Annotated in this window: 28 protein-coding genes; 13 read left to right on the forward strand and 15 right to left on the reverse strand. The window is 68.3% G+C overall.

What is annotated here, in order from left to right; genetic code table 11:
- Nucleotides 1–41: 41 nt before the first annotated feature.
- The 3 genes from KBX46_RS12865 (at nt 42) to KBX46_RS12875 (ending at nt 2,733) form a co-directional block, all read left to right on the forward strand.
- Nucleotides 42–449, forward strand: a complete 408-nt coding sequence (locus KBX46_RS12865; protein WP_088947628.1) for a RidA family protein — start codon at nt 42–44, stop codon at nt 447–449.
- Complete coding sequence (locus KBX46_RS12870) at nt 449–1,432, forward strand: alpha/beta hydrolase (RefSeq protein ID WP_210792661.1); 984 nt, start codon at nt 449–451, stop codon at nt 1,430–1,432. Before KBX46_RS12865 ends, KBX46_RS12870 begins: the two co-directional genes overlap by 1 nt.
- A gap of 662 nt (nt 1,433–2,094) precedes the next feature.
- Nucleotides 2,095–2,733, forward strand: coding sequence for a CGNR zinc finger domain-containing protein (locus KBX46_RS12875; protein WP_210792662.1), 639 nt, complete (start codon nt 2,095–2,097; stop codon nt 2,731–2,733).
- 336 nt (nt 2,734–3,069) lie between these two features.
- On the opposite strand, the gene KBX46_RS32870 is transcribed toward KBX46_RS12875, so the two are convergent.
- Nucleotides 3,070–3,204 carry a hypothetical protein gene (locus KBX46_RS32870; protein WP_255508804.1) on the reverse strand — a complete coding sequence of 45 codons (135 nt, stop codon included), beginning with the start codon at nt 3,202–3,204 and terminating at the stop codon, nt 3,070–3,072.
- Nucleotides 3,205–3,466: 262 nt separating this feature from the next.
- Between KBX46_RS32870 and KBX46_RS12880 the strand changes: the two genes are divergently transcribed.
- Entirely contained in the window at nt 3,467–3,823 is a 357-nt protein-coding gene (locus tag KBX46_RS12880) for a nuclear transport factor 2 family protein (protein WP_210792663.1), read from the forward strand.
- 82 nt (nt 3,824–3,905) lie between these two features.
- Here KBX46_RS12880 and KBX46_RS12885 read toward each other — a convergent pair whose 3' ends face one another.
- From KBX46_RS12885 to KBX46_RS12920, 8 genes are all read right to left on the reverse strand, one after another.
- Nucleotides 3,906–4,109, reverse strand: a complete 204-nt coding sequence (locus KBX46_RS12885) for a cold-shock protein (protein WP_013283833.1) — start codon at nt 4,107–4,109, stop codon at nt 3,906–3,908.
- A 343-nt stretch (nt 4,110–4,452) separates the two neighbouring features.
- Nucleotides 4,453–5,706: an iron-containing alcohol dehydrogenase gene (locus tag KBX46_RS12890; protein WP_210792664.1), complete on the reverse strand. Its 1,254-nt coding sequence runs from the start codon at nt 5,704–5,706 to the stop codon at nt 4,453–4,455.
- 105 nt (nt 5,707–5,811) lie between these two features.
- Nucleotides 5,812–7,272, reverse strand: coding sequence for an NAD-dependent succinate-semialdehyde dehydrogenase (locus tag KBX46_RS12895; RefSeq protein ID WP_210792665.1), 1,461 nt, complete (start codon nt 7,270–7,272; stop codon nt 5,812–5,814).
- Between the two features lie 150 nt (nt 7,273–7,422).
- Nucleotides 7,423–8,499, reverse strand: a complete 1,077-nt coding sequence (locus tag KBX46_RS12900; RefSeq protein WP_210792666.1) for an ABC transporter ATP-binding protein — start codon at nt 8,497–8,499, stop codon at nt 7,423–7,425.
- A complete protein-coding gene (locus tag KBX46_RS12905; RefSeq protein ID WP_088947634.1) occupies nt 8,499–9,566 on the reverse strand; it encodes an ABC transporter ATP-binding protein in 1,068 nt (355 codons plus the stop codon). The genes KBX46_RS12900 and KBX46_RS12905 overlap by 1 nt, the downstream gene beginning before the upstream one ends.
- Nucleotides 9,566–10,477: a carbohydrate ABC transporter permease gene (locus KBX46_RS12910; RefSeq protein WP_210792667.1), complete on the reverse strand. Its 912-nt coding sequence runs from the start codon at nt 10,475–10,477 to the stop codon at nt 9,566–9,568. Before KBX46_RS12910 ends, KBX46_RS12905 begins: the two co-directional genes overlap by 1 nt.
- Nucleotides 10,477–11,343, reverse strand: coding sequence for a carbohydrate ABC transporter permease (locus KBX46_RS12915; RefSeq protein ID WP_225854939.1), 867 nt, complete (start codon nt 11,341–11,343; stop codon nt 10,477–10,479). The genes KBX46_RS12910 and KBX46_RS12915 overlap by 1 nt, the downstream gene beginning before the upstream one ends.
- An 80-nt stretch (nt 11,344–11,423) precedes the next feature.
- Nucleotides 11,424–12,830 carry an extracellular solute-binding protein gene (locus tag KBX46_RS12920; protein ID WP_247667459.1) on the reverse strand — a complete coding sequence of 469 codons (1,407 nt, stop codon included), beginning with the start codon at nt 12,828–12,830 and terminating at the stop codon, nt 11,424–11,426.
- A gap of 420 nt (nt 12,831–13,250) precedes the next feature.
- On the opposite strand from KBX46_RS12920, the gene KBX46_RS12925 reads away from it, so the two are divergent.
- The 3 genes from KBX46_RS12925 to KBX46_RS12935 all read left to right on the forward strand — a co-directional run bounded on the left by KBX46_RS12925 (nt 13,251) and on the right by KBX46_RS12935 (nt 15,494).
- Nucleotides 13,251–13,994, forward strand: a complete 744-nt coding sequence (locus KBX46_RS12925) for a GntR family transcriptional regulator (RefSeq protein ID WP_099852368.1) — start codon at nt 13,251–13,253, stop codon at nt 13,992–13,994.
- A gap of 89 nt (nt 13,995–14,083) precedes the next feature.
- Entirely contained in the window at nt 14,084–14,653 is a 570-nt protein-coding gene (locus tag KBX46_RS12930; protein ID WP_210792670.1) for a DJ-1/PfpI family protein, read from the forward strand.
- 97 nt (nt 14,654–14,750) lie between these two features.
- On the forward strand, nt 14,751–15,494 hold the full coding sequence (locus KBX46_RS12935; RefSeq protein ID WP_247667476.1) for an alpha/beta fold hydrolase: 744 nt from the start codon (nt 14,751–14,753) through the stop codon (nt 15,492–15,494).
- Nucleotides 15,495–15,603: 109 nt separating this feature from the next.
- On the opposite strand, the gene KBX46_RS12940 is transcribed toward KBX46_RS12935, so the two are convergent.
- Complete coding sequence (locus KBX46_RS12940; RefSeq protein WP_210792672.1) at nt 15,604–16,359, reverse strand: SUMF1/EgtB/PvdO family nonheme iron enzyme; 756 nt, start codon at nt 16,357–16,359, stop codon at nt 15,604–15,606.
- A gap of 449 nt (nt 16,360–16,808) precedes the next feature.
- Here KBX46_RS12940 and KBX46_RS12945 point away from each other — a divergent pair, with 449 nt between their 5' ends.
- Nucleotides 16,809–17,897: a hypothetical protein gene (locus KBX46_RS12945; RefSeq protein ID WP_210792673.1), complete on the forward strand. Its 1,089-nt coding sequence runs from the start codon at nt 16,809–16,811 to the stop codon at nt 17,895–17,897.
- Nucleotides 17,898–18,008: 111 nt separating this feature from the next.
- Nucleotides 18,009–18,719, forward strand: a complete 711-nt coding sequence (locus KBX46_RS12950) for an alpha/beta hydrolase (protein ID WP_210792674.1) — start codon at nt 18,009–18,011, stop codon at nt 18,717–18,719.
- 67 nt (nt 18,720–18,786) lie between these two features.
- On the opposite strand, the gene KBX46_RS12955 is transcribed toward KBX46_RS12950, so the two are convergent.
- From KBX46_RS12955 to KBX46_RS12965, 3 genes are all read right to left on the reverse strand, one after another.
- Nucleotides 18,787–19,710, reverse strand: a complete 924-nt coding sequence (locus tag KBX46_RS12955; protein ID WP_210792675.1) for an AEC family transporter — start codon at nt 19,708–19,710, stop codon at nt 18,787–18,789.
- Between the two features lie 201 nt (nt 19,711–19,911).
- The gene (locus KBX46_RS12960) at nt 19,912–20,304 is read right to left on the reverse strand and encodes an ester cyclase (RefSeq protein WP_210792676.1); all 393 of its coding nucleotides are present in this window, start codon (nt 20,302–20,304) and stop codon (nt 19,912–19,914) included.
- 18 nt (nt 20,305–20,322) lie between these two features.
- Nucleotides 20,323–21,003: an SDR family NAD(P)-dependent oxidoreductase gene (locus KBX46_RS12965; RefSeq protein ID WP_210792677.1), complete on the reverse strand. Its 681-nt coding sequence runs from the start codon at nt 21,001–21,003 to the stop codon at nt 20,323–20,325.
- Nucleotides 21,004–21,105: 102 nt separating this feature from the next.
- Between KBX46_RS12965 and KBX46_RS12970 the strand changes: the two genes are divergently transcribed.
- From KBX46_RS12970 to KBX46_RS12980, 3 genes are all read left to right on the forward strand, one after another.
- Nucleotides 21,106–21,951, forward strand: coding sequence for a helix-turn-helix transcriptional regulator (locus KBX46_RS12970; protein ID WP_308159485.1), 846 nt, complete (start codon nt 21,106–21,108; stop codon nt 21,949–21,951).
- A 104-nt stretch (nt 21,952–22,055) separates the two neighbouring features.
- Nucleotides 22,056–22,868 (forward strand): hypothetical protein, encoded by an 813-nt coding sequence (locus tag KBX46_RS12975; RefSeq protein ID WP_210792679.1) that lies wholly within the window; start codon nt 22,056–22,058, stop codon nt 22,866–22,868.
- Entirely contained in the window at nt 22,865–23,395 is a 531-nt protein-coding gene (locus tag KBX46_RS12980; protein WP_210792680.1) for a hypothetical protein, read from the forward strand. The genes KBX46_RS12975 and KBX46_RS12980 overlap by 4 nt, the downstream gene beginning before the upstream one ends.
- Nucleotides 23,396–23,508: 113 nt before the next feature.
- Here KBX46_RS12980 and KBX46_RS12985 read toward each other — a convergent pair whose 3' ends face one another.
- Complete coding sequence (locus tag KBX46_RS12985) at nt 23,509–24,348, reverse strand: SAM-dependent methyltransferase (RefSeq protein ID WP_247667460.1); 840 nt, start codon at nt 24,346–24,348, stop codon at nt 23,509–23,511.
- Between the two features lie 385 nt (nt 24,349–24,733).
- Between KBX46_RS12985 and KBX46_RS12990 the strand changes: the two genes are divergently transcribed.
- On the forward strand, nt 24,734–25,513 hold the full coding sequence (locus tag KBX46_RS12990; RefSeq protein WP_210792681.1) for a dienelactone hydrolase family protein: 780 nt from the start codon (nt 24,734–24,736) through the stop codon (nt 25,511–25,513).
- Between the two features lie 117 nt (nt 25,514–25,630).
- Here the strand turns inward: KBX46_RS12990 and KBX46_RS12995 are convergent, their stop codons facing one another.
- The gene (locus KBX46_RS12995; protein ID WP_210792682.1) at nt 25,631–26,971 is read right to left on the reverse strand and encodes a carbohydrate-binding protein; all 1,341 of its coding nucleotides are present in this window, start codon (nt 26,969–26,971) and stop codon (nt 25,631–25,633) included.
- Nucleotides 26,972–26,988: the final 17 nt, after the last annotated feature.

The raw sequence follows: 26,988 nt of genomic DNA on the forward strand, positions 1-26,988 counted from the left end.
CGCGTACGCCCGCACCATCACCGAATCCTCGGGAGGACACTGTGCCAACACCCCGCATCACCCACCTGGCCGAGCCCGCCGGTGTGCAGCCAAGCTCCGGTTACACCCACGTCGTCGTCGCGCGGGGCCGGCTCGCCGCCATCGCCGGGCAGATGGCGTTCGACGCCGATGGGGAGCTGGTCGGCCCCGGCGATCCCGAGGCGCAGGCGCGGCAGGTCTTCACCAACATGGGCCGCTGTCTCGCCGCAGCCGGCGGCAGCTTCGACGACGTCGTCAAGCTCACCTGGTTCGTCACCGACGTCGCGTTCGTACCGACGGTGCTGGCGGTGCGCGACGAGTTCATCGACACCTCCCGGCCACCGGCCAGCACCGTCGTGCAGGTGGTCGCGCTCTACCGCCCGGACCTGCTGCTCGAAGTGGACGCTCTGGCACTGCTGGAGGAGGCGTGATGACCGGGACCGTGGCCGCCGCAGTCCCACCACCGTTCGACCCCGAGCTGGCCGGTCCGCTGTCGGCGATCCTGTCCGAGCTGCCGATGCCACTCACCGTCGACCTGATCGCCGACCGACGGCAACGCTCCCGGACCGGCCGTCTGACCGACGCGCAGATCCGCCGCGATGGGGCGTTCGAGATCGAGGAACGGAAGGTCCCCGGCCCGGCCGGTGCCCCTGACATCACTCTGCTGATCTGCCGACCGGTGGGCGTCACCACGCCGGTTCCGGTGGTCTATCACACCCACGGCGGCGGCATGGTGGCCGGCAGCCACCGCAGCACCGAGCTCATCGGCGAGCTCGACCGAGCTCAGGCGCTCTCCCTCGCCGTGGTGTCGGTCGAATACCGGCTCGCGCCCGAGCACCCGGATCCGGCCCCGGTGGAGGACTGCTATGCCGGGCTGCTGTGGCTCGCCAGTCACGCCACCTCCCTCGGCCTTGATCCCGACCGGATCGTGTTGAGCGGTAACAGTGCCGGTGGCGCCCTGGCTGCCGGCCTGGCCCTGCTCGCGCGGGACCGCGGTGGTCTCAGGCCCAAGGGGCAGCTGCTGCAGTTCCCGATGCTGGACGACCGGTGCGCCTCGGACTCCTGCCGTCAGCTCGGCCGGGTCGGCCTGTGGGACGGGCTGTCCAATGAAGCGGGCTGGACCGCGCTGCTCGGCGAGCGCCGAGGCCTGCCGGCAGTGTCCTGTTACGCCGCTCCGGCGCGGGCGATGGACCTGTCTGGTCTGCCGCCAGCCTTCATTGAAGTGGGCTCGGTTGAGGCGCTGCGCGACGAGGGCATCGAGTACGCGAGCCGGATCTGGCGTGCCGGTGGGCAGGCCGAGCTGCACGTCTGGTCGGGCGCGTTCCACAGTTTCGACGAGTGGGTACCTACCGCCACGGTGTCTCGAACCGCCCACCAGGCCCGCGTTGGCTGGCTGAAGCGGGTGCTCGGCTGACCGAGGCCGGCCAGCAGCCGCGGGGAGCCGGGTCACCGCCGTGTGGGCGGCCCCGGCTCGACGCATGGGTGGGGATCTGCGCTGTCCGAGACAACGGGCTTGGCATATGCGAGGCAACACGGGAGGTCTTCCGTGGCTGTGCTCTGGTCGATGAACGTGCGACTACGTGCCGGTGGCATGGCCGGCCTGTCCCTATCTGTGGCGTATTTCCGCACCTTAACCGCAGTTGCCTAAACGGAGATTCACTCGTGCCAACCTCTGGCAAAACCTTGCCAAGCCATGGTGCTCCAGATAGGTTGGTCGTACCAGAGCGGACAACCCGACGCGGTACGACCGCCGGCTTTGCCCTCACCCGCATCCCTCAAATCTGGAGTTGACTGTGCGTAGGTGCGCCATGATCGCCGTTGCCGTCCTCGTCTCCGTGCTGTGCACGACCAGCCCCGCCTCGGCCTCCGACATCGACTGGCCGGTGGCCCCGACCTCCAGCGCACGGTGACAGCGCGGCTCACCGGACCCGCGGGGAGCCAGCCGTCGCAGGCGGGGTGGTTCGGTCCGTACGGCTCCTGTCCGATCAGGCCAGTGCCATCGACCGGATCACGTCACAGGCCAGGGCTTCGCGGCCGGGTTCGCCTGCCGTCCGAGATGTCGGCGGTGACCAGCTGATGGCCTCCTTCGACGAACCGGACCTGGCCAACGGAGACGCGCTCCGATGGCGGACAGGATCCGACACCGGTGGGCATGAGGGGGCCAGCACCGTCCTCCCTCATGACGCGGCACGGGCACTGGTTGCCGCTGCGGCGCTGGTGAACACGACCGGAGGAGACGGCGTCCAGCCCGACGATGCCGTGCTCAGACGCATTGTCCAGATCCTGGCCTGGGATGAGGGGCCGGCTTGTGGCAGGAACGACCTGCAGACGCTCCGCAGCCTCCGCCCCCGCCTCCGTGAACTCTGGCAGGCAACCGGAGACACCGCGGCGAGCGTGGTCAATCAACTGCTCCACGAGTTCAATGCACTTCCACAGCTGGTCAAATGCGGCAAGTGGGGTTACCGCTTGGAGGTCGCGCCCGCGGATGCGCCACTAGCGGCCCGCTTTGCCATCAGAACATCGATCGCCGTTGCCGACCTGCTTCGTCAGGGAGAGCTTCGCCGGCTACGCTCGTGCGCCCACCCCGAGTGCCACAACGTGATGGTGGACCTCTCCAAGAACAGGTCCAAGAGGTACTGCGACGGTCGTTGCGGAAATCGTGCGGCCGTCGCCGCGTACCGCGCCCGTATGTCGGCCAGCGCGACCAGCGGCTGACAGCGCCGGGAGGTCGGCCCCCGGCGATCCGGGCCGGCGGGGGTGCCCTTGAGCGGGTCGCCGCTGGGCCTCGCGCTCAGCGCGTGCGGATGTCCCCGTCGGTGTCGGACGTGGTGAGCACGGCACTGTCCGCTCTGGCAGCGACCGCCCGGACGTGACTCCATCGACGGGGCATCGGTGTGGACGACAGTGTCGTGCAACTTCCCGAGCGGTGTCGGCGAGGGCAGCCGAGCGGCCCTCGCCGCAGATCTATGCCGCTGCGGCAGGTGGGGATCCGACGATCGTCAGCCCCCACCTTCATCGCCGCACTTGGACATTTGAGCGATGCTGCCGGCGTCAGCGCCCGGTGGACACGATGTTTGAAGAATTCCCGTTCTGCTCGTCGCGCTTCAGGCGCTTCGCAGTCTGCTTCTCCTTGATCGTCTTACCCTTCTTCTTGACGTTCGCCTTGCTCGTCGAGTCCTTGGACATGATCGAACCTCCTGGAGCAGGTCGGTGAACGTGCAGCGTGGTACTCGCCTGATCGCGGCGTGCAGGTGACGGAAGACTCGCGCGGCGGCGCGAAGTCTTCACTGCACACTGACCCTACGCTGTTCCAGCTCTTACCAACGTTGGCATGCATCGCCGGTGACGGGCGATGGTTCGTGTCGCCTCACCGAGCTGGGCTGACGTTGCCGTTCTGCCGCGAGCGAATCCGCTTGTCTTGGTGCGGGGCGCTGTAGAGGATCGCTGGATGGATCTCCAGACTGCGGAACGGCAGCTTCAAGCCGCTCAGCGCGCCGCCGATGTCGAGTCCCTCGACGCGCTTCTGCACCCCCAGGTCGTGGGTGCTGGACCGGATGGCACGGTTTTTACCAAGGAAGATGACCTGGAGAGCTACCGCTCGGGGGCCCTGCGAATCACCAACCTGGTGGAGGAGTCGCTCGACGTCCAGGAAGACGGTGAGACCGGGGTGACCCGCACGGTCGCTGCGGTGGATGCCGTTCAGGGCGGTGCCGTTATGTCCGCGCGGTTGCGCTACACCCGGCTGTGGGTGCGTGAGGACGGCAACTGGCGGGTGTTGGCCGCCACCTTCGTCCCAGTCCAGTGAGCGTTGAGATGCCGTGGTGAGCGTATGAAACGCCGAACGGCGGCCCGCTGAATCAGTCGGGCCGCCGTTAGCAGAGTGTGGATCAGAGCGGGCGGATGTTCTCCGCCTGCGGGCCCTTCTGGCCCTGGGTGATGTCGAACTCCACCTTCTGGTTCTCGTCGAGGCTACGGAAGCCGCTCGCCGAGATCGCGGAGAAGTGGGCGAAGACGTCGGCGCCGCCGTCGTCCGGGCTGATGAAGCCGAAGCCCTTGTCGGCGTTGAACCACTTCACGGTACCTGTAGTCATGTCTGCTCCTCGCAGGCTGTTAGAGACCGCACTGTGCGGACCCTTACGCCGCTGCGTTGATCACCCGCGTCGAAACGACACGAAAACGAAAAAGCGCCTGGATGGGTTTGATACCCCATCAGGCGCTGAAAAACGTCTACGGAAATCAAAACTGCAACTCGGTTACCGTAGCACATGATCAGCCGCCGCTCAGATGGAGGTGAGTGGACCTGGTCACCTGGCTGCTTCATCGATGCCGCCGGGGGCCACAACCGTGAAGCGAACGTCGACCAGGCCGTCGCCGTCGCGATCACCCCGGCGGCCGGCTCGCGCTCGCCTTGGCCGCCCCACAGGGGACTCGTCGTCATGTGGAAGGGCGGTCACTGTCTCCGCTCGGAGTCAGGACGTGTCGGGTCCGATCCCCGGTCCAGGCCGCTTCGAGGATCGCGGTCAGGCTGGCGGTGTCGGTCGGGCCTGCATGGTTCTGGATCAAGCGGGTGACCCCACTGGCCATTTCCGCGAAGCGCGGGAGGTCGGCGCGTGCCACGCCGATGTCCGCCAAGGTGGGAGGGATGCCGATGTCGGCAAGGAGCCCGTCGAGCCAGGTGAGGAACGTGTCTGCGGCCTCGGCATCCGAGGCGCCGTTCACGTCGAGCCCGCACACCGCGGCGAGGATGGCCAACCGATCGCTGATGGCATCCCTGGCCGCGTCCAGCGCGTAGGGCAGTAGCAGCCCGACGCCCAGGCCGTGCGGGGTGTGCGTGGCTGCGCCGATGGGGTACTGGAGAGCATGCGGGGCCGCATTGCCCGCGTGGGAAAATGCGAGCCCGGCGAGCATGGAGCCGTAGGACATGTCCGCGCGCGCGTCCGTGTCGCCTCCATCCCGGACAGCACGCCGCAAGCTACGGGCGATCCGCTCCGCGGCCAGGAGCGCGTAGTGGTCGGTGATCGGATTGCGGCCGAGGAACACCTGCTCCACCGGGTCCCGCGGTCCGTGGGCCCGGGGTCGCGCGGTGTAGCTCTCCACCGCGTGACAGAACGCGTCGATGCCGGAGTGGGCGGTGACGTTCGCAGGACAGGTGTAGGTGAGTTCGGGGTCGACGATGGCGAAGTCGGGAACGATGTGGACGCTGGAAACCCCCACCTTCAGCTCGCGGTCCGGGTCGGTCAACACCGAGACGGGTGTGAGCTCGGAGCCGGTGCCTGACGTCGTCGGGACCGCGACGAGAGGAAGCGTCGGCCCCGGCACCTTCGACTCGCCGTAGAAGTCGCGCGGCGTCCCACCGTGGCGCCGGATGACGCCGACGATTTTGGCGAGGTCAATCACCGTGCCACCACCGATGGCGAGGATCACGTCGGCGTCCACCTCGGCGGCGACCGAGACCGCCAGGGCCACATCGGAGAGTGGCACGTCTGGAGTCGCGTCGGAAAATACCCCGACGACCTTGACCTTTTCCCGCACAGCGGCCACGATCTCGGCCACGCCCGGCTGCCCCAGAAGAACCTGGTCGGTCACGATGAGGACTCGCGAGCCACTCTCGGCCACCACTCGTGGGATGTTCTGCGCGACCCCTTCGCCCACTATCAGCTGGCGTGGTCCGCGGAAGGTCTCAAGCATGTCAGTGCCTCTCCGGAACGTCGGCGGCGATGTGCTGGGCGGACGTCCAGGTCACCTGCGAGACCGGGACGGCGTCGACAAGGTTGGCCCGGAAGGCGCAGGCGGTCACGGTAGGTCGATCGCCACATAGGTGAGGTCGAGGTATTCAAGGACGCCCTCGTGCGACCCCTCCTTGCCGATCCCGGACTGCTTCACGCCTCCGAACGGAGCCGACGGGTCCGATATCAGGCCACGGTTGATGCCGAGCATCCCCGTCTCCAGCCCCTCGGCGAACCGGAGCGCCCGCTGGAGGTCACGGGTGAAGATGTATCCGGCCAGGCCATGCTCGGTGTCGTTGGCCTTCGCCATCACCTCGTCGTCGGACGTGAACGAGATGATCGGCGCCACCGGGCCGAAGATCTCCGCCTGCAGCATCCGCGCATCTTCGGGCACGTCGACGAGGACGGTGGGCGGGTAGAAGTGGCCCGGCCCATCCGGGCGCTCGCCGCCCACCAGGAGCCGGGCGCCGCGATCGACCGCGTCGGCGACGAGCTCGTCGATCTTGGCGACCGAGGCCTCGTCGATCAACGCCCCGACGTCCACACCCTCGTCGAGACCATGGCCCACCGCAAGCGCGCCCATCCGCTCGGCGAAGCGCGCCGTGAACTCCTCGCGCACCGGCTCCTCGACGTAGATCCGGTTGGCCGCGATGCAGGACTCCCCGATGTTGCGCATCTTGGCCACCATGGCACCGTCGAGCGCGACGTCCAGGTCAGCGTCGGCACACACGATCAAGGCCGCGTTGCCGCCCAGTTCCATTGAGGTACGCAGCACGTTGTCCGCAGCCTGTCGTAGCAGCACGCGCCCGACCTCGGTCGACCCGGTGAACGAGAGCTTGCGGGTCCGACTGTCGGCCAGCAGTGCTGAGACCACCGCGCCGGCGCGCTTGGTGGTCACCACGTTGACGACGCCCGGGGGAACGCCGACCTCCTCCATGATGCGGGCCAGGAACAGCATGGTGAGTGGCGTCTGGGCCGCTGGCTTGGTGATCGTCGTGCAGCCCGCGGCCAGCGCAGGAGCGATCTTGCGGGCACCCATGGCCAACGGAAAGTTCCAGGGCGTCACGAAGACGCACGGTCCGACCGGCTTCGGCACGGTGAGGATGCGATATCCACCTGCCGGAGCGGTGCTGTAGCGCCCCTCGACACGTACCGCCTCCTCGGCGAACCATCGGAAGAACTCGGCGCCGTAGGCCACCTCTCCCCGAGCCTCGGCGAGCGGCTTGCCCATCTCGAGCGTTATCAGCCGGGCGACCTCCTCGGATCGCTCGGTCAGTGCCCGGTACGTCGCGGTCAACAACTCCGACCGTTTCCGCGGCGGGGTGGCCGCCCACTCCGCCGTTGCCTTGCTCGCCGCGTCCAGAGCGGCGAGCCCGTCGACGACGTCGGCGTCCGCCACCTCGGCGATGGTCTTGCCGGTGGCCGGGTCCTCGACGGCAAAGGTGGCTCCGCTTGCGGCGTCGCGCCAGGCGTCGCCGATCCGGAGCCGCCGGTGCTCGGGGGCCAGGACGTCCATCGGGTCACTCATCGCGTCGCCTCCTGTGATCTTCCTGGTGATGTCCGGCGTGCCTCAGCGATCGCCACGGCCGTCCCACCGTCGTCAGGCCGTGCACACTGGTGACGGTCCGACGCTCGATTGCCCCGTACGGGCGCATGTTGCCGTCGCCGCCCGGCGCGGTTACCGCCCCGCCTCGGACAGCGACAGCCCGGTGTCCGCATCGAACAGGTGCGCACGATCCAGGTCGACAGTGACAAGCAGCCACTCGCCCGGCGTACCGGTGACGGTGGGTCGTGCCTTGACCTTGAGGATCTCCGTCCCCACTCGGACGTCGACCACTGTCCGGTCACCGAGCGGCTCAAGCCCGTAGAGCTCACCCGACAACGACGCGTTCCCACGCTGCTCGACGGACAGGTCCTCCGCGCGCAGGCCCAGCATCAGCGCACGACCGTCCTCGGCCGTGGCCCAGCGGGGCCTCGGGAGCGTCCACCCTTCAGCGCCGACCAGACGATCACCCTCGGCGTGGCAGGCGAGCAGGCTGATCGGCGGGCTCCCGACGAATCCTGCGACCCACTGGTTGGCTGGACGCTCGTACACCTCGGTCGGCGTTCCGACCTGTTGCACCTTCCCCTCCTTGAGGACCGCGACCTGGTCGGCCATGGACAGGGCCTCGACCTGGTCGTTGGTCACGTAGACGAAGGTCGCTCCGAGGCTCCGGTGGATGCGGGTGAGCTCGGTGCGCATCTCGACGCGGAGCTTGAGGTCGAGGTTCGTCAGCGGCTCGTCCATGAGAAACGCGCGCGGGCGACGGACCAGCGCCCGGGCCAGGGCGACACGCTGCATCTCACCGCCCGACAACTGCGCGGGACGACGCTGCAGCAGACGTTCGATGTGCAGCAGGCTCGACATCTGCTCGACGGCAGCGGCGATCTCGCTTGGAGAACAGCGGCGTGCCCGCAGCGGTGAGGCGATGTTCTCGTACACCGTGTGTCGCGGGTAGAGGGCGTAGCTCTGGAAGACCATGGCCAGGTCGCGTGCGGCCGGGGCGTCACCGGTCGCGTCCCTGCCGTCCAGATGCACCGACCCGGCGTCAAGCTTGTCCAGGCCGGCTATCGCTCGCAGGGTCGTCGTCTTGCCTGCCCCGGAGGGCCCGAGCACGACGAAGAACGAGCCGTCCGGCACGTCCAGCGTCACCCCGTCCAGGGCTTGGACTTTTCCGAAGGACTTGCGCAGCCCGTGCACTGCCACGGTTCCCATCAGGCCACCAGCTCTTCCGTGCTCACGTCGTAGACCGCCGGGGTCCCGCCGGTGTGCCGCAACCCGACAGTTGCGTCAGCGGCGAAACGGACAGTCGGTGGCATCCGAACCCGGACGTCGCGCTGGCCGCTGTGGTCGACCACGTAGATGATTTCGTCGCCCAGCCACTCCGCCGAGACCACGCGGGCCGGGACCGAACGTTCCGCCCCTGGTGCGGTGACTTCCAGCGCCTCCGGCCGGACGCCTGCGACCAGGCGACGGTCGCGCGGCAGGCCTGACGGTGGCGTGAGGACCAGTCCCCCCTGACCGCGCAGCTTCCCGTCGGCAACCTCCACGTCGATGAGGTTCATCGGCGGGGAACCGATGAATGCGGCGCAGAAAAGACTCGCCGGACGGTCGTAGACCTCCAACGGTGTGCCGATCTGCTCGACGCGGCCCTTGTTGAGGATGGCGATTCGGTGACCGAGCGACATCGCCTCGACCTGGTCGTGGGTGACGTAGACCATCGTCGCCCCCAGTTCCCCCTGCAGGTGCTTGATCTCCGTGCGCATGTCCGCTCTCAACTCGGCGTCCAGATTGGTGAGAGGTTCGTCCATGAGGAAAGCGCGCGGTCGTCGCACCAGGGCGCGAGCAAGCGCGACGCGCTGCTGCTCCCCGCCGGACAGCTGGCGCGGTCGCCGGTCCAGGAGCGGACCAAGCCGCATCAGCCGGGCGGCCTCTTCAACCCGCTTGTGCACCTCGGGCTTGGGCAGTCCCTCGGCCCGCAGTGGGAACGCCAGGTTGTCGCGGGTTTTCAGATGCGGGTAGAGAGCGTAGAACTGGAACACCATGGCGATGTCGCGCTCGGCGGGCGGCAGGTCGTTGACCAGTGTGTCGCCGATGCGGATGTCGCCCGTCGTCTGCCTCTCCAGGCCGGCTATGGCCCGCAGCGTGGTCGTCTTGCCGCAACCCGAAGGGCCGAGCATCACGAACAGCTCGCCGTCGTCGATGGACAGGTCCACGTGGTCGACCGCGACCGTCCCGTCCGGGTAGCGCTTGTGCAGGGCGGTCACCTCGATGCCCGCCATCAGCGTCGCACCGCCCCGAGCGTCACACCGGCGATGAGGTGCCTGCGCACCAGATACGCGAAGACGAGCACCGGTAGGGCGAACACCACGGAGGCGGCGGCCACGAGACCCCAGTCCGTGGTGGTGCCGCCGATGAGGCCGGCGATGGCGGGTGGGGCCGTGCGGACATCGTCGCTGGAGGTGAGGAAGGTGGCGAACACGAATTCGTTCCACGAGAAGATGAGTGCGAAGACCGCCGTCGCGGCGATGCCGGGCACGAGCAGGGGGAGGGTGAATCGCCGGAACGCCTGCAAACGGGTGTAGCCGTCGAGCATGGCGGCATCCTCGTACTCCGCGGGCACCTCGTCGACGAACCCCTTCATCATCCAGATCGTGAACGGGACGTTGAAAGCGCTGTAGATGAGGATCAAGCCGAGCTTGTTGTCGATGAGTCCGACTTGGCGGTACATGAGGAAGATCGGGATCACGACCACCACGGGCGGCATGAAGCGCGTGGACAGGATGAAGAACAGTTGGTCCTTCTTGGCCTTGACGGCGAAGCGTGAGTAGGCCCAGGCCGCCGGGACCCCCAGCACGGTGGCCAGCACCGTGGAAGCTCCGGCGACCACGACGGAGTTGACGAACGAGACGGACAAGGCCGAGCGACCGCCGTCGGGGGCGATGAACACGTCCTTGTAATGGGCCAGAGTGACAGTGAAGTCGAAGAACTTGGCCGGGATGGCGTAGACGTCCCGGTTCTCCTTGATGGACGTCTCGATCATCCACAGCACCGGAAAGAGCATCACGACGGCCAGCACGGTCAGCAGCGTGACCTCCAGCGCGGAGCGGCCCCGTCCGCCCAGGCGGCGCGCGGGGGGCGTGTGATCCCGGGCAGGACCTGTGGACACGGCCTCGTCGACGGAGACGGCCATCAGCCCTCCTTGAGCTTGTTCAGGTAGCGCAGGTAGAACTGCGTGAGGACGATGACGACGAGGACCATGAGGATCCCGTACGCCGAAGCGGTTCCGGTGTTGAAGCCCAGGAACGCGACCTTGTAGATGTGGAACGACAACGTCTCGGTGGAGACACCCGGGCCTCCGTTGGTGAGGATGTAGACGAGGTCGAACAGCCGGAATGCCTCGATGGCCCTGAACATCACGGCAATGAGGAGCAGTGGCCATACCAGTGGAAGAGTGATGGTGCGGAACCGGAACCACTCCGACGCCCGGTCGATCGAGGCGGCCTCGTAGAGGTACTTGGGAACCGCGGTAAGGCCCGCGAGTGCGATGAGCATGATGAACGGCGTCCATTGCCAGGTGTCGACCACGATCAGGGAGAGCAGTGCTGTTCGCTGCCGGGTGAGCCACTCCACCTGCCCCAGGCCGAGCGAGCCGAGCATGCTGTTGACCACACCGAACTGCGCGTCGAGCATGAATCGCCAGAACAGCCCGACCACGACCGGCGACAGCATCATCGGAACCAGGAACAGAGTGGTCAGCACTCCTCGCCCATGCGTGCGCCGTGAGATCAGGTAGGCGATGCCGAACCCGAGCACGGTCTGCAGGCCGACCGCGCCGACCACGTAGATCAACGTCGTCAAGGCACGCGTGTGGACCTGCGCCGACGTCAGGATGGCGGTGTAGTTCCCGAACCCGATGAAATTGGCGGGCCCTCCGCGAGTGGCCGAGTAGTCGGTGAAAGACAGGTACAACGCCCACAGCAACGGGAACACCGACATGGCGAGCAACAGCAGCATCGCGGGGGAGATGAAGGTAACGGCGAGCCAGCGGTCGCTCAACCGGCGGGACCGACCCGGTGCAGGTGGCGTCGCGGACGCCACCTGCCCGGGGTGATCGGTCTTCAGAGGGACGGCGTCACTCACAGTCCGCCGCCGCCCTTGCGGCTGCTCGAGTCGAGCACGCTCTGCTGCTCCTTGGCGATGTCGTCGAGCGCATCCTTCGGCTTCTTCGCGCCGTTGAGAGCCGCATTCACGTTGGTGTTCTCAATGTCGACGAGGCGCGCGTACTCGGGCACGTTCCACATGTCCCGCATCCGCGGAACCGAGTCGGTGTACACCTGGTTGAACGGCCCGGCATTGAGGAACTCGGGCGACTCCAGGGCGTCCGTACGCGATGGCACGCCACCCGCCGCGGCCCACTTCTTCTGGATGTCAGCCCGCTCGAACCACTTCATGAAGTTCAGGGCCTCCGCCTGGTTTGCCGTGGAGGAGTAGGCCGACACGTGCATACCCATACCGCCAAGCGGCACCAGGTTCGTCTTCTGGCTCGGCAGGGTGGCAAACCCCAGCTTGTTGAGAATCTGCTCCCGCGTGGTGCCGAGTGTCGACTGCTTCGGATCGAGCAGGCCCCCACTCGCGGCGATCCAGTTGAACGCGATGCAGGCCTTGCCCTGAGCGACCGCCGCGTTCACCTCGTCGATGAACCAGTTGCCGGAGCCCTTGGCGGTCAGCGGCTTCATCTTGTTGACCAGGACGTCCATCGCCTCCTGGCCCGCAGCGTCGTTGAGGACGCCCTCGATCTTGCGGTTCTTGGGGTCCCAGAGGTTGCCGCCGTAGACGCCGTTGACCGTGTTGTAGGTGACGGCCGCGGCGTCGGAGCCGTTGGCCTGGTGGAAAGCCAGCCCGCTGACGCCAGGGTTGTCCGCCTGGCACCTCTCGGCGGCTGAGATCATCTGGTCCCAGGTCTGCGGTGGCTTGTCGCCGATCAGGTCCTTGCGGTAGATCATCGTCCAGGTGTCGCCGAGCAGCGGCAGTCCGTACAAGCTGGCGTTCTCGTCGCGCTTGCCGGTCTCCGCCTGGGGGAACTGGCCGTACGCCGCCAGGAGGTACGGGTTGTAGGCCGCGACGTCGATGTTGTTCTTGACGAAGTCGGTGAGGTCGAGGATGTTGCCGTTCGTCACGGCCTCGCCGATGTGTTGCGAGTCCAGGATCGCGATGTCGAAGTCGGTCTTGCGCGCGGCGAACTGGGTGAACATCGCGTCGTGCCAGTTGGCGTTCGGCACGGTGTTGACCTTGATGGTCGCGTTCGGCCGCTCTTTCTTGTACTCCGCGTTCGCGAAGGCTTCCAGTGCCTGGGCGGGCGGCCAGTCGAACCAGATGAAGCTGAGGTTCAGCGGGTCCTTGGTGAGCTCCGGGATGGTCGCCGGCGCCTTGGGGGCGCTCGTCTTCCCGCCGTCGTCCTTGTCATCGCCGCAAGCCGTCACGGTCGTGGCCACCAGCAGCATGGCCGCCGTCGCCAGCCGCACCTTTCGGCCGGGAGCGGACATTCTTCCTATTCGCTTCGGATAGCGCATTTTTATGCCTGCTTTCTGGGTGGGGACTTCTAGAACCTCGCTATGTGCTTCGCCGAGCAGTTGCTGGGTTGTGCAGGCGTGTTGCCCGGCTGCCGCGGGGGCCGACCCGCGGACCGGCGTCACGAGTGCGCCGCGATGTACTGGGTCGTCATGCTGTCGAACAGTCCTTCGGCCCATCTACGGCCCGGTGACGAATCGAGCAGGACGTCGAACATGCCTAGGGGAGCTTCAGGTGATCGAAGTAGAGCGATGGCTGGCGGCCCCGCCGTGGGTGCGGGATGGCGGGCATCCGACACCTTTCCTATACGATCCGAGTGGGGGCGTCAGCATCCCGCAGCGCTGCGATCGATGTCAACAGCTTCCCGAAGACGCAAGGAAGGACCTCACGCCACGATGGACGACGAAGCGATGATCGCGCGGGGCCGTAGGGCCGTGACGGGCGGAATGCCGCCGGGAAGATCTGGTGGCCGGCTCGCCGACGAGGTGTACGACACGCTGCTCGGACAGCTGATGTCGCTACGGATCGAGCCTGGCTCCCGCGTCACGATCGACGTCCTCGCGCGAGAGCTGGGAGTCTCGCAGACGCCGATCCGAGACGCTCTGAACCGCATGGAGGCCGAGGGCCTGGTCGTACGTGTTCCTCATGCCGGCTACCGCATTCCTCCCCAGATCACTCGTCACCGATTCGAGGACATGCTCGAGGTCCGGCTGCTCCTCGAACCGGCGGCGGCGCGCAGGTCCGCGGAACGCGCGTCCTCGGAGCAGGTGGCCGGTCTGCGACGAATGCTGGAGGAGATGGCGGAGCTGGAGGGGGGCAACGAGCCGATGGCCTATGGCGCCTTCGGGCTACGCGACGCCGCTTTTCACGATCTCGTCGCCCTGAGCGCGGAGAACCAGGTCATCCGTGAAGCGCTCGCTCGCCTGCACAGCCATGTGCACCTCTTCCGGCTTCACCACGACACCCAGGTCACTCACCTGGCCATGGCCGAGCATGAGGACATTGTGGCCGCGATCGCCGCGCGTGACCCCGACGCCGCCGCCTACGCGATGCGTCGGCACATCCTGCGGTCCGGCGAGCGTTTCCGACGATTGTTCGACGAGGTCGAGGGCGCGGAAGGAGTGGCGGTAGAGGCTTGACGGGCACGCTGGGCCGAGGAATGCTAACCCAATCCTGATCGGATCGGATTGGATCCACCTCACCCGCCCCCAGATGCGAGGAGAAGCAGGTGCCCAGAGCGCTGCTCCTGACCGGCGACGCCGCCGAGGAGCTCGACACCATGTACCCCTACTATCGCGTGCAGGAGGGCGGCTGGGACGTTGACGTCTCGTCACGGACGATGCGTGACGTGCAACTGGTCATCCACGAGTTCGACCCCAACTCCGACGCCTACGTGGAGAAGAGCGGCCGGAAGCTGCCGGTCGACGTGCCCTGGGCCGAGGTCGACGTCGAGCGCTATGACGCCCTGATCATCCCCGGGGGACGTGCCCCCGAGTGGATCCGGGTCGACGCCGACGTCAGGCGCATCACCGAGCACTTCTTCGCGCGCAACCTCCCCATCGCGCTGGTATGCCACGGCGCGCAGGTGCCAGCGGTGTACGGGCTGCTGAAGGGTCGAAAGACGGCGTGCTTCCCCCCGATCACCGGTGACATGGAAAACGCGGGCGCGACGGTCATCGACGCTCCCGACGTCGTGGACGGCAACCTCGTCTCCTGCCGGGGATGGCCCGACATGCCGCAATTCGGCAGGGCGATGATGGAGGTCTTCTCGAAGTCCGTCAGCCCCGCATCGGCATGAGCGCACCCGCCCTGCCCCGGTGACGGCACTTCGGACCGTCACAGTCGACGGCTCACCCATCCACGTCCTGGAGAGCGGCACCGGGCCCGCGGTGCTGATGCTGCACGGCTCCGGACCCGGCACGACCGGGTCCGGCGCCTGGGCAACGACGGCCCAGGCGCTGGGCACGTCCTGGCACCTGGTGGCTCCTGACCAGGCGGGCTTCGGCCGCACGCCTGTCCCGGCGGGCTCCAGGGGTGGGCTCCGGCTGTGGACGGAGCAGGCCGCGGGCCTGATGGATGCTCTCGGGTTCGAGCACTACGCCGTAGTGGGCCACTCCATGGGCGGTGCCGTGGCGCTGGCGTTGGCGGCTGCGCGCCCCCAGCAGGTCACCCGTGTCGTGGCGGTCTCGACGATGGGCACCCCCGGGGCGCCGCTGTCCGCCGAGCTCGACGCGATCTGGGCCGCCCCCGCCGGCACGGTCGGGGCACGAGACATGCTGAGTCGCCTCGTCCTCGACCAAGCGCTCGTGACCGATTCGGCCGTCGATGCCCGTGCAGCTGCGATGCGAGCGGGGGCAGCCGCATTCGCGTCGTTGTTCCCTCCACCCAGGGCACGATGGGTCGACGAGCTCACCCTCTCGGCGCAAACGCTGGCAGCGGTGTGCGCACCCGTGCTGCTCGTACACGGCGCCGAGGACCGGGTCACCCCACTTGAGACGGCAGCCCAGCCCTTGCTCGAACACCTGACCGATGTCCGCCTGCACGTGCTCGGCCGATGCGGGCACGTGCCGGCGATCGAGCACCCGCACGAGTTCAGGGACCTGCTGTCGTGCTTCCTCGGCCGGGACCGAGATCACTGATTGCTGCGGCAGGTCCGCGGCCGGGCTGAAGAGCATCAGGCGCACCGATCCGACGCCCAGGCCCGTCCCTGGCTTGCCGCCCGTCGTCGGCCCTCCGCTCAGACCACCATCACTGGGGTGGCAGTGGTGCGGCTGGGCGTACCGCCGTGAAGTCGGCGTGTTCGTACCGGGTGGCGGAGAGCAGCAGCAGCCACTCGTCACAGCCCTGCCACGGGTAGAGGTCGGCGGCTCCACCGCGTACGGTCCGGGGCCCGTCACCGGTCCGTGGCAGCGCGTCTGCCGGCGCGCCGTCGAACCCGGGAGTCCACACGTCGGCGCAGAGCTCGTTCGCCGAGCCCAGCGCCGCCAGCCCGAACGCGTTCTCGCTGGCGGCCGTCCGCGCTTCGTCTCCGAAGTCGTCGAGGAGCTGGTCCTCGTCGGGTTTCCCGTCACCGCGGAAGGTGAGCGTGGTGGTGCCGGCCCGCGCCGCGTATTCCCACTGCGCCTCGCTGGGCAGCTGGAAGGGCAACAACTTGAGCAGGTCCTCCAGATCGCCTTCAAGCCGGGCGGTGCCGGTGTCTGCCTCGGCGTAGTCGTCTTCGTACTCGGGCAGCCAGTGCCGGACCTGCGCCACGGTCAGCGGGTGCCGCGCGAGCAGGAACGGCTCGACCCGCACCTCGCGTACCGGCTGTGCGTCCTTAGCGTTGGCGAGGAACGGCTCGACCGTGTCCTCGACGCCACCACTGCGCTCGATAGCGCGTACCGCGTCGAGCTCTGCCTCGGACAGGCCCATCTGAAACGTGCCGCCCGGAACCTCGCGAAACACGACCCCCGACGGGACATGCCTCCATGCCGGTCGGCCGGCCACGATCTCCTCGGTCCACATGGCGGCGAAGGCTAGCAGGCAATCCGCCCGGCGGTCTGTCCCGACGACCCCGCCGCTCGCGCCCGCGCCAACCGCCTGGTTAAGCCTCTGACCGAAAGGTACCGACACCCCGAAAAGGCATAGCGGCGCTGGCCGACGACCAACTGAATGGCCAACCAGCGTCTTTGTCAGGAGCCAGTTCTTCCTCGCCGCGCCGGCCGCGGCCGGCGCGTGTCACCGCCGTAGTCTGTCTGCGGAGGCGGCGACGGTTGGTGGTCAACCCTGGACTCGGCAGGTCGCAGCTATCTCGCCGAACAATCCGAGATCCGCCCGTCGCTGGTGCCGAGGCATAGACGTCCGTCCCGGTCCCGCTACTGTCAGCGCGGTCGGTATGCCAGGCACCCCTGCAACGGCAAGTTGCCAGCGCCAGCGCACGATGTCGGTTCGATCCGGGCTCCTATACTCGCCCGATGATCGAGGGATGGTCGGTTGTCCCGGAGCGGGCGGCGGTGGGTGCTGCTGGCCTGAACGTCGAGGTCGTGCATGGTGATGGGGTCACCTTCGCGTACGGGGCCGACGCTCTGGTCGTGATCGTCGACGCCGGAGACCGGCCCCACGGCAACGCAGTCGAGAACGAGAACACACTGGTGCTGCGGGAGCCTTTGCCCAGCGAGGCGACTCAGTGGATGACCTCGAAGAACGAGTCCAATCAGCCGCTTCTGGGCTTTGTCAAGATGGCCGATGGCTGCCTGGCTCTCGGGAAGCTCTACCAAGCCTGCAGCATCTACCGGGGAATGGACCCGTACACGGGGGAACAGCGGTCACTCAAGTTCGCTGAACTGACGTGGGGCGAGCGCCTTCCCCCCGGACTGCTGGACAAGGTGCGACCGACGACGACGCTGCCGGTACCCGGTATCGACTGGCTGGACGATGTGCCGCAGGACCTGACCCGGGCACTGCGCTCGTTTCTGACCGCCTGGTACGTCGATGTGCCGGCGCCACCGGCCACACCCCAACAAGCGGCCATGAAACTTCCGGCGCCGTTGCTGGCGTTCCACAGCATTGCCGCCAGCCGCGAGGTAATCCTCGGCCAGCAGGACTTCATCGAGCCGCTCGACGGGATCGAGTACCTGGAAGACGAGCCGCTGGTGGTCTTCGCGGCCGAGAATCAGGGCGTCTGGGTGGCGTTGATCGACCCTACCGACGACGATCCGGTCGTTTGGTACGACGGCGGCCCGGAGCGGCTGCGCGAACGGGAACGCCTCAGCGGCTTCCTGCTCCAGTTCGCCCTCAACGAAGCGGTGAGCACCTCACCGTTCACCGGCTTCGCCACGGTCACCCCGGAGGTGTTGGACCGGTTCGTCGAGGATCTGGTTCCCGTTCCGCTGCAACCGATGCGTGTACCTGGCGACCCGACCCGCCATTGGGTGGCTCCCGGACTGGTCGCCATGGCCGCCGACTACGGCGAGAGTGGTATCTGGCTGAGCGTCGGCAGCCGGCAACGCTCAGCCCTGAGGCCCCTACGCTCTCGCCTCGAATGGGAACAGTTCAATGGTTAGCCAACAAAGTCTCTCCGGTCCGAGCGCATCTCTGCTGCGGCGGGATGGGCACGTATCGCTGGTCGGCGAGTGGGGTGGCGGCCTGCGGGCCGAATCGTGAAGGGTGTGGTCATGAACGCCGCCTACGTTCTTGTGCACAGTCCGTCGGTCGGGCCCCTCACCTGGGCATCGACAGCGCAGACACTCGAAGACTCGGGGGCGGTGGCCATCGTGCCGTCACTCCTGGGCGTCGCGGATGCGCGTCCGCCGTTCTGGCGGTCCGTCGCCGAAAAGGTCAGAGCCGCGATCGACCGGCTACCGCCGGACCAACCCGTCGTCATCGTGGCGCACAGCAACGCTGGCCTCTTCGTGCCGGTGATCGTGGAAGCAACCTCCCGACGGATCGTCGGCTGCCTGTTCGTCGATGCGGCGCTGCCGTCACCTGCCGGACCGACGCCTGTTGCGCCACCTGAGCTGGTGGACTTTCTACGCCCGAAGGTGACCGACGGTCGGCTTCCGCAATGGACGGCGTGGTGGGACGAGTCTGACGTCGCGCCGATGTTCCCGGACGCGCAGACGCGCAGAGCGGTGTCGGCCGAACAGCCCCGGCTGCCGCTGAGCTACTACGAGGAACTCGTGCCCACGCCGGCCGGCTGGGACGACCGGCCGTGCGGCTACCTGCTGTTCGGTCCACCGTACGAGCCGGTCGCCACCGATGCGAGGCAGCGCGGCTGGGCCGTCGACCACGTTCCAGGCAGGCACCTGCACCAGCTGGTGGACCCGCAAGCTGTGACGGAGCGCATCATGGCGATGACCCGTGACTGGCGATCCTCTACGTCCTGAGCCCCGACCTGATCCGACGCACTGATCTGCCGCTGACAGCGGGCCTCGACTGACGACGTCGCCGGGCCTACCCGAGCAGCGTGGCCGCCGCGGCCAGGGTGGCCAGCGACAGCGTCGTGGTCACCACCACCGCCCGGTTGGTCACCGTCTCGCCGACGCCGTACTCCTGGCTGTAGATGAACGTGTTCTGCGCTGTCGGCAGGCCCGCGCACACCACCACGGCGAGCAACTGCGGTGCGGACAGGTGCAAGGCCAGCCCGGCCGCGTACGCGATGACCGGCTGTGCGACGAGCTTCAGCGCGGTGATCATGGCCAGCTCGCCCGGCTTGGCCGGCTCGGCCCGCGCCGGTGACGTGCGGTGCAGCGACGCGCCGAGCGCGACCAGGGCGGTTGGAACCGCGGCGCCCGACAGCAGGGTGAGTGACGCGCTGGCCGTCGACGGCAGGTGCAGGCCGGTGGCCGAGCACGCGACGCCGAGCAGCGACGCCAGGATCACGGGGTTGCGTACCGGCAGGGAGGCGAGACGGCGGGCCCGTACCCGCCCGGCCGGGTCGCTGTGCCGGTCCAGGGCGATCAGGATCACGGGCGTCACCACCAGCAACTGCAGCAGCACCACCTCCGCCAGGAACGACACGTTGCCGAGAACCTGCGTTGCGATGGGGATGCCGAGGTTCGCCGAGTTTACGTACCCGGCGGCCATCCCCCAGATCGGCCGTTCGCCGGGCTTGCGACCGAACAGCCAGCTCGCGCCGACCCAGCCGAACCCGACGACCGCGGCCGTGCTCACCCCAAAGGCGAGCAGGGGGCGGCCGGCGAACCCGGAGAGCGGCATCTGGGACAGGGCTAGGAACAGGGCGGACGGCATCGCAAGTTGGAACACGAAACGGCCGAGCACCGCCGCCGCCGCCTCACCCAGCAGGCCCCAACGACAGGCCGCGTAGCCGACCGCGGTAAGGATCCAGATCGGTACGAACGCCGACACCAAGCTCATCCGGGCGTCACCGGCGGCGGGCGTCGCGCCGGCTCAGGGACTGGCGCCGCCGGGGTTGTCTCCCTGTGCGTCGATCGGGAAGCCACGCGTTCAGCCTCGCATCCCGCCCGCATCGAGCAAACATCCCGCTCATCCGCAACTTCACGGGATCATTCCAGGAGATGGTCGGACGGCTTGCGGCCGCCCGACCTCGTCCTGCGGTCAGGCAGTCAACTGCCGGCTCACATCGGCTGAGTCGTGCAGGTTGGTCATCTGCACGAAGCGGCCGTCGTTGACCTTGTAGATCGCGTACTCGACGATCTCGAACGACTTTCCGGTCGGAGCGACGCCGAGCCACTCCTTCACCGGGGTGCCGGTGTTGACCACACGCGCGGCGATGCGGTCGCGGTCGAACAGCAGTTCCTGGACCTCCCAGTGCATGTCCGGAACGGCGTCGACGATGGACCGCATGTCGGCGAGGACATCGTCCCTCGTCCCCGGCTCGCCGTTCAGCATGACCTCGTCGGCGATGAACTCGTCCATCCGGTCGAGCTCATGGGCGTTGAGTGTCGCGATGTACCGCAGATACCAGTCACGACTATCGCTGACGGTCACTGCAATTGTTCCTCTCGTTCAGTAGGTGATCCGGCCCTGGCGGTTGTGGTACTCACCGGTGGGACCGTCGGGGCCGATCAGGGCCAGGGCGACAGTGGCGTCGGTGCCTTCGGTGACGGTCTGGTGCCCCTTGTGACTGTTGAGGTCGGTGGCGGTGTAGCCGGGGTCGGAGGCGTTGATCCGCATTTCGGGCAGGTTCTTGGCGTACTGAATGGTGAGCGCGAGCACGGCGGCCTTCGAGCTGGCGTACGGAATCATGTATCCGTTGAAGGAGTCGTCCTCCGGGTCCAGCAGGGCGCGGGGGAAGCCGAGTCCGGAGGCGACGTTGACGATCACCGGCGCGGACGACTGCCGCAACAGGGGCAGGGCGGCCTGTGTGACCCGTACGACGCCGTAGACGTTGGTCTCGAAGGCCACGCGCATCGCGTCGACGTCCAGGTCGTCGAGGCCCCACGACGGTCCCACGACGGCCGCGTTGTTGATCAATACGTCGAGGGTTCGCAGCGACCCGATCGCCTTGTCGACGCTGTCCTGGTCGGTGACGTCGAGCTGAACCGCGATGGCTCCGAGGTCGCGGGCGGCATCGCCGGAGGCCAGATCACGCATGCCGGCGTAGACGGTGTGGCCAGCGGCGACCAGGCGGCGGGTGGTCTCCAGACCGAGGCCCTTGTTGGCTCCGGTCACCAAAGTTGTGGTCATGCCACCCAATGTGCGCCGCCGCCGGACCGACCGGCAGGCCCTGTTCGACGGTGGGACCAGCAGTACCACCCACTGCGCCGGATGCCGGGCATCATGGATGACGTGGATGAGTTCGCGCAGGTCCTCCGGGCATGGCGGGACCGGGTACGCCCGGCGGATGTGGGCCTGCCCCCGGGCCTGGGCCGTCGCGCTCCCGGGCTGCGTCGTGAGGAGTTGGCTCAGCTCGCCGGGGTGAGCGTGGACTACATCGTCCGCCTGGAGCAGGGCCGGGCCCGTCACCCCTCGCCGCAGCTGCTGGCCTCGCTGGCCCGGGCGCTGCGCTTGAACGACCTGGAACGCGACCACCTGTTCCGGGTCGCGGGCGCGGCCGTACCGCCGGCGGGATTCGTGCCCCGACAGGTGACTCCGAGCGCGCAGCGGATGGTGGACCGGTTCCGCAACGCCCCGGTGGCTGTGGCGGTGCATACCGCGATCGGTGAACTGGTGCTGTGGAATCCACTCTGGGCGGCCCTGTTCGGTGACCCGTCCAGCCTGACCCGGCTGGAGCGCAATGTCACCTGGATGTACTTCGCGGGTTCCATCCCGGTGACGCACACCCCCGAGGACGACGAGGCGTACGCGCGAGACCTCGTCGGTCACCTGCGTACCGCGGCCGGCCGCTACCCGGACGATCCGGACATCCCCCAGCTGATCGATCGTCTGCTCAAGGCTTCCCCTGACTTCGCCCGGCGCTGGAAGGCCGGGACGGTCGGGGAACTACGCACCAGCCGCAAAACCCTGCACACGGAGCTGGTGGGGGACATCATCGTGGACTGCGACACGTTCACCGGCGGCCCCGGCGACCAGACGATAGTGATGATGACGGCGGTGCCGGACTCCGAGGACGAGCAGAAGCTCGACCTTCTTCGCGTCATCGGGCTCCAGCAGCTTCAGCGGCGGCCGGGTTAGGACCCACGTCGTGCCCGAGCCGATCTCGTACGCAGGTCGTCCCGGTGGTGCCGGCGTTCACGTCGCGTCGCGACCGTTGGCGGCCTGCTGCTACAACCTCCTGTATGGGTGCTGAGCCGGACGTCACGGGGGCCCGGGGCGGCCAGTCGACCCCCGGGCGGCGCGCCCTGGGGCAGCTCGGCGCGGTCTGGATGCTCGGGTCGGCGCTGCTGACCACTGCGATCCCCGCGCTGGCCCCGCTGCTCTTCGTCGGCTGGGGCGCGGTGCTGGTCGGGCTGCTGGTCGTGGTCGTCCTCGGCGTCGGGCTACTGCGTCTGATCGCCCGGTCCACGGCGTCCGTCACGGTCCTCGGCACCCGTCCCGGCCTCTGGGCGTTGCTGGTGCTCGTCGGTGGGCTGGCCCTGGCCCGGCTCGCCTGGCGCTGGACCGACGAGGTGGGGCTCGGCGTCAGCTCCGACGCGACGCTCACCCTGCTTCTGGGCGGCGTGCCGTACGTCCTCGTCGCCGGGCTGCTGCTGCGCGGGTGGCGACCGCGGCTCGCCGCCGGGCTCGCGCTGGTCGGCCTTCTGGGCCTTGGCCTGGTCGCGCTCGCCCGTTCCGGCCCGGACGAGGTCACCGAGCGGCTGCGGTACGCGACCCAGGACCACCGGACCGCGTACGTGGTCGAGGTTCCCGGATACCGCCCGGTCGATCCCGCCTACGGCGGCGCACTGGGTGGTGGGGAGTTCGCGCCCGCCGATCTCGCCGCGGTGCCGCCGGCGCGCCACGTCAACGTGATCGCAGGCCCTGTCGTCGGCGACGCGCGGGGGAGTGTGGCCAGCCGCACCTCGACTCCGCCCCGACGGTCGAGAGTTGCGCCACCGAACCGGGTGGGGCGGTCTATCTTCGCGGGGTCGTCGAGCACGGATACCAGGTGACCCGCGGCGACCGTGGCGTCGTCGTCCTCGGCTCGCTGGCCGTCGACCGCGACCTGCTGCGCCGCGCCACCCGCACGCTACGCCCGGCGACCGCCGTCGATCTGCCCACCGAGGAACGGCCAGCCGGCCTGTTCGTGGTCGACCTACCGGGTTACCGGGCCCAACCACTCGGCATCCCTCCGGGCGTGGGCTACGCACCCGCCGACCACACCGGCGGTGCCGCCAGCGTGCGGGTGGCGCTGCACGTCACCTTCGCCGGACAGGACCTGTGCTTCCAGGCCACCTGCACGCCCGAGGGCGCCGGGCTCACGTACGTTCGGCGGGAGGACAGCCACGCGTACGTGCTCCGCCGTGGTGATGTGGACGTCGGTGTCACCGGCGGCGTCTCCGTCGACCGGTCGCTGCTGCGAGACGCGGCGCTGGCGGCCCGTCCCGCGAGTGAGGACGAACTGCTCCGAGCCCTGCCCCCGCCGCCCGACCGGGACCTGCTGGACCGGCTCCGGGCCTGGCTGCAGACCCGCACCTGACAACTGCGCCGACCGCCTCGCATCGATACCTGGCCGCGTACGCCGGCCCGTGCGCCAATCGGGTCCGTCGGCGGGGCGCGCCCTCGCCGACGGACCTCGACGGAAGGCGGAGCCTACGGTTTGCGGGCGAGGAGCCCGACAAAGGTGTGATAGGTGTCGGTCTGCGCCGCAGCCGGTGCATCCGGCTCTGGGCGCCACTCGGCCAGCGGCACCAGCCCCGGCTCCAGCACGGTCAGCCCATCAGCGAACGAGAGGATCTCCTCGTCGGTGCGCCAGCGGCCGGTGCCCAGCGACTCGTTGAAGATCCGCTCGACCTCGCGGGCCTTGCGGGAGCCCTCGGGGTCTCGCTCGCCCGGGTCGCGGAAGTGCGAAATCGCCACGTAGCTGCCGGAGGGCAGTGCGTCGATCAACGCGGCCGCCACCGCTCGCGGGTCCTCGTCGTCGCCGAGGTGGTGCAGGATCGCGAAGAGCAGCAACCCGATCGGCCGGTCGAAGTCGAGGAACCGACGTACGTCCGGGTGGTTGAGGATCGCCTCCGGCTCCCGGATGTCCGCCTGGATCACCGTCGCGGTGCCCTCCGCGGCGAGCAGGGCCCGTCCGTGTGTCAGGACGATCGGGTCATTGTCCACATACACCACCTGAGCCTTCGGGTTCTGCTCGGTGGCGACCTCGTGCACGTTGCCCTGGGTGGGCAGCCCCGACCCGATGTCAAGGAACTGGTCGATGCCCGCCTCGCTGACGAGGAAGCGGATCACCCGACGCAGAAAGGCCCGGTTCGCCTGGCCGGCTGCCGGCCCGTCCGGTGTGATCCGCAGGGCGTGCTCGGCGACCTTTCGGTCGACCTCGAAGTTGTCCTTGCCCCCCAGGAAGAAGTCATAGACCCGCGCCACGCTGGGAATGTTGGGGTCGATGCCGGGGGGTGCCGCCTTGTCGCGGGTCACAGGCGTCTCCATTCGATGGGGATAGCGCAGGCTGAGGTCTGCGGGCCGGCGTTGCGGCGAGTGTAGCGATCGGGAGGGTTGAATTCCGCCCCGCCTGGAATCGCTCCCAGCGAATCGTTCCCTCACCAGCGCACTCATCGAGCGACGCCGTGACGGACGCGCGACCGGCATCTTTGGCCGAGTGCGGCACCGGATCTGTGCAGGTATGGCGTGCGGCCCCGTCCGTGGGCCCTCGGCCGTGTGTCGAAAGTGGTCGGGCGACAATGGCGGCATCGCTGCCGGGCCGTCGTGGTCGTCTGCCGACGCTGGTCAGGTCGCACTTCACAACTCCGCATTCAGGTCTGCTGGAAGCGAACGCAGTCCAACAAAGCATCACGGTCCGGCTAGCGTCGACCTCATGATCGCAAGGCGGGAAGTCACGTATGACATCGACGGGTTGACGATGGTCGGTCACATGTCGCGGCCCGGGGGCGGTGGGCCATGGCCGGCCGTGCTTCTTGGACATGACGGCGTCGGTCTCGATGACTATCAACGCGGCCGAGCCGACGACCTCGCCGAACACGGCTATCTGACCTTCGCAATGGACTACCACGGCGGCCGGACCTTCTTCGGCGAGCCGCAAGCGATGCTGGATCGGGCCCTGCCGCTGATGGCCAACCCCGCCCGCATGTTGACCATCGGTCAGGCCGCGCTCGACGTGCTACTCGCTGAACCCGGCGCCGATCACAATCAACTTGCCACGCTCGGTTACGGTGCCGGCGGTCGAATCGTGCTGGAACTCGCCAGGACGGGAGTGCCCTTCAAAGCGCTCGCCGTAATCCACCCCGGCCTGCCAACCCCGCGCGCCGAGGACTGGACGAATGCCGGTGGCACCTTCCTGCTCTGTACGGGTTCTGAAGATCCGCTCTGTACTCCCGCTCAAATCTTGACGTTCGGCAGCGCCCTCCAGGACGCTGGCGTCGATTGGCGAGCACACATCTATGGCGGAGCCAAACATGCCTTCTGGGCCGCTCCGACTCAGCCTGACGGGACACCTACCGGCGGCGCTGACCACCTCAGCCCCACCGTGCCCGGCGTGGGCTACCACGCCGCCCACTCCGCGCGTGCGTGGCGGGCGGTTCTCGACTTGTACAGCGAAAGCATCGGGGCTGGGACGTCACGGCGGCCGAGAGCGTAGGCACGCTCACACGTCCACAGCGAATCCACGAACTCCGCACAGCTCCCTCATCGTGCCGGCGTCGATTGTTGGGTCAGCCGATAGGCCGGCTGGCGGTAGGCCCGGCGCCGTCACCCCTCAGCGGCCCTGCAGGCGCTTCACGTTGTCGCCGAAGGTCCACCCCTTCGACCCGTCCCAGTTCGCCGACCAGGTCATCAGGCCCTTGAGGCCGGGCACGGAGTTCCAGGCCTGCGTGACCAACGACGTGGACATGTGGCCGCCGCCCGCCCCGATCTGTGCGGGCAGGCCCGGGACCTGCTTGTCGTACGGGACGCGGATGGTGGTGCCCTGGATGGTGAGGCCGTTGTTCAGGCACTGCGTCTGCACGGTGAAGCCCTGCACGGTGCCCGCCGGGTACGAGTCGCCGGCGCAGCCGTACATGCTGCCGTTGTAGTACTGCATGTTCAGCCACCAGAGCCGGCCGTTGTCCACGTACTTCTTGATGATCGGCAGGTACGAGCCCCAGATCGAGCCGTAGACCACGCTCCCGCCGGTGACGTAGGCCGTCTCCGGTGCCATGGTCAGGCCGAAGTTCGACGGCATCCGGGCCAGCACGCCGTCGATGATCCGGATCAGGTTGGCCTGCGACGTCGACAGGGTGTTGATGTTGCCGCTGCCGGTCAGGCCGGTCTCGATGTCGATGTCGATGCCGTCGAAGTGGTAGGCGGTCAGGATCGGCACGATCGTCGCGATGAACCGGTCGGCGACCGCGCTGGAGCTCAGGTCGATGCCGGCGGCTGCCCCGCCGATCGACATCAGGATGGTGGCGCCGGCCGCTTTGGCCTGGCACATCTCGGCCGGGGTGGCCACCTTCACGCCGGCGTCCATGCCGTTCTCCCAGAGGACCGTGCCGTCCGAGCGGATCACCGGGAACGCCGCGTTGATCACGTTGTAGCCGTGCTGGTTGAGCCGGCTGTCGGTGATCGGGATCCAGCCGAGGCCGGGGTGTACGCCGTTGGAGGCGCCGTCCCAGTTCTCCCAGTAGCCCTGCAACACCTTGCCGGTGGGCCGCGACTTCACCGCGCAGGTCCCCCCGGTTGGCGGTGGCGTGGTGGGGGGAGGGGTGGTCGGTGGCGGGGTGGTGGGGGGAGGGGTCGTCGGTGGTGGCGTGGTGGGCGGCGGAGTGCTTCCCGAGCACGCGCCCAGGTCACGCCACAGCGAGGGGGTCGCGGCGGGGTTCCAGCCGGCGCCGGGGTGCGCGGTGTGGGTGACCAGTGCCTGGTAGAGCCGGCCGCCGTAGGTGACCTGGCCGCCCGCCTGGTAGGTGGTGCCCTCGGCCCAGGCCGGGGCGGTGCAGGCGACCATCGGGACGACGGCGGTCGAGGACACGGCCGCCATGCTGCTGGGTACGAAGGCGACGGCGGCCGTGAGGGTCATCGCCGCCCCGGCTACCACTGCGAAAATCCGACGGCTTCTCATGGCTCACTCCCCAGGCT

This window comes from Micromonospora sp. C81, from assembly GCF_018070425.1.
In the GTDB taxonomy this organism is placed as follows: Bacteria; Actinomycetota; Actinomycetes; order Mycobacteriales; family Micromonosporaceae; genus Micromonospora; species Micromonospora zamorensis.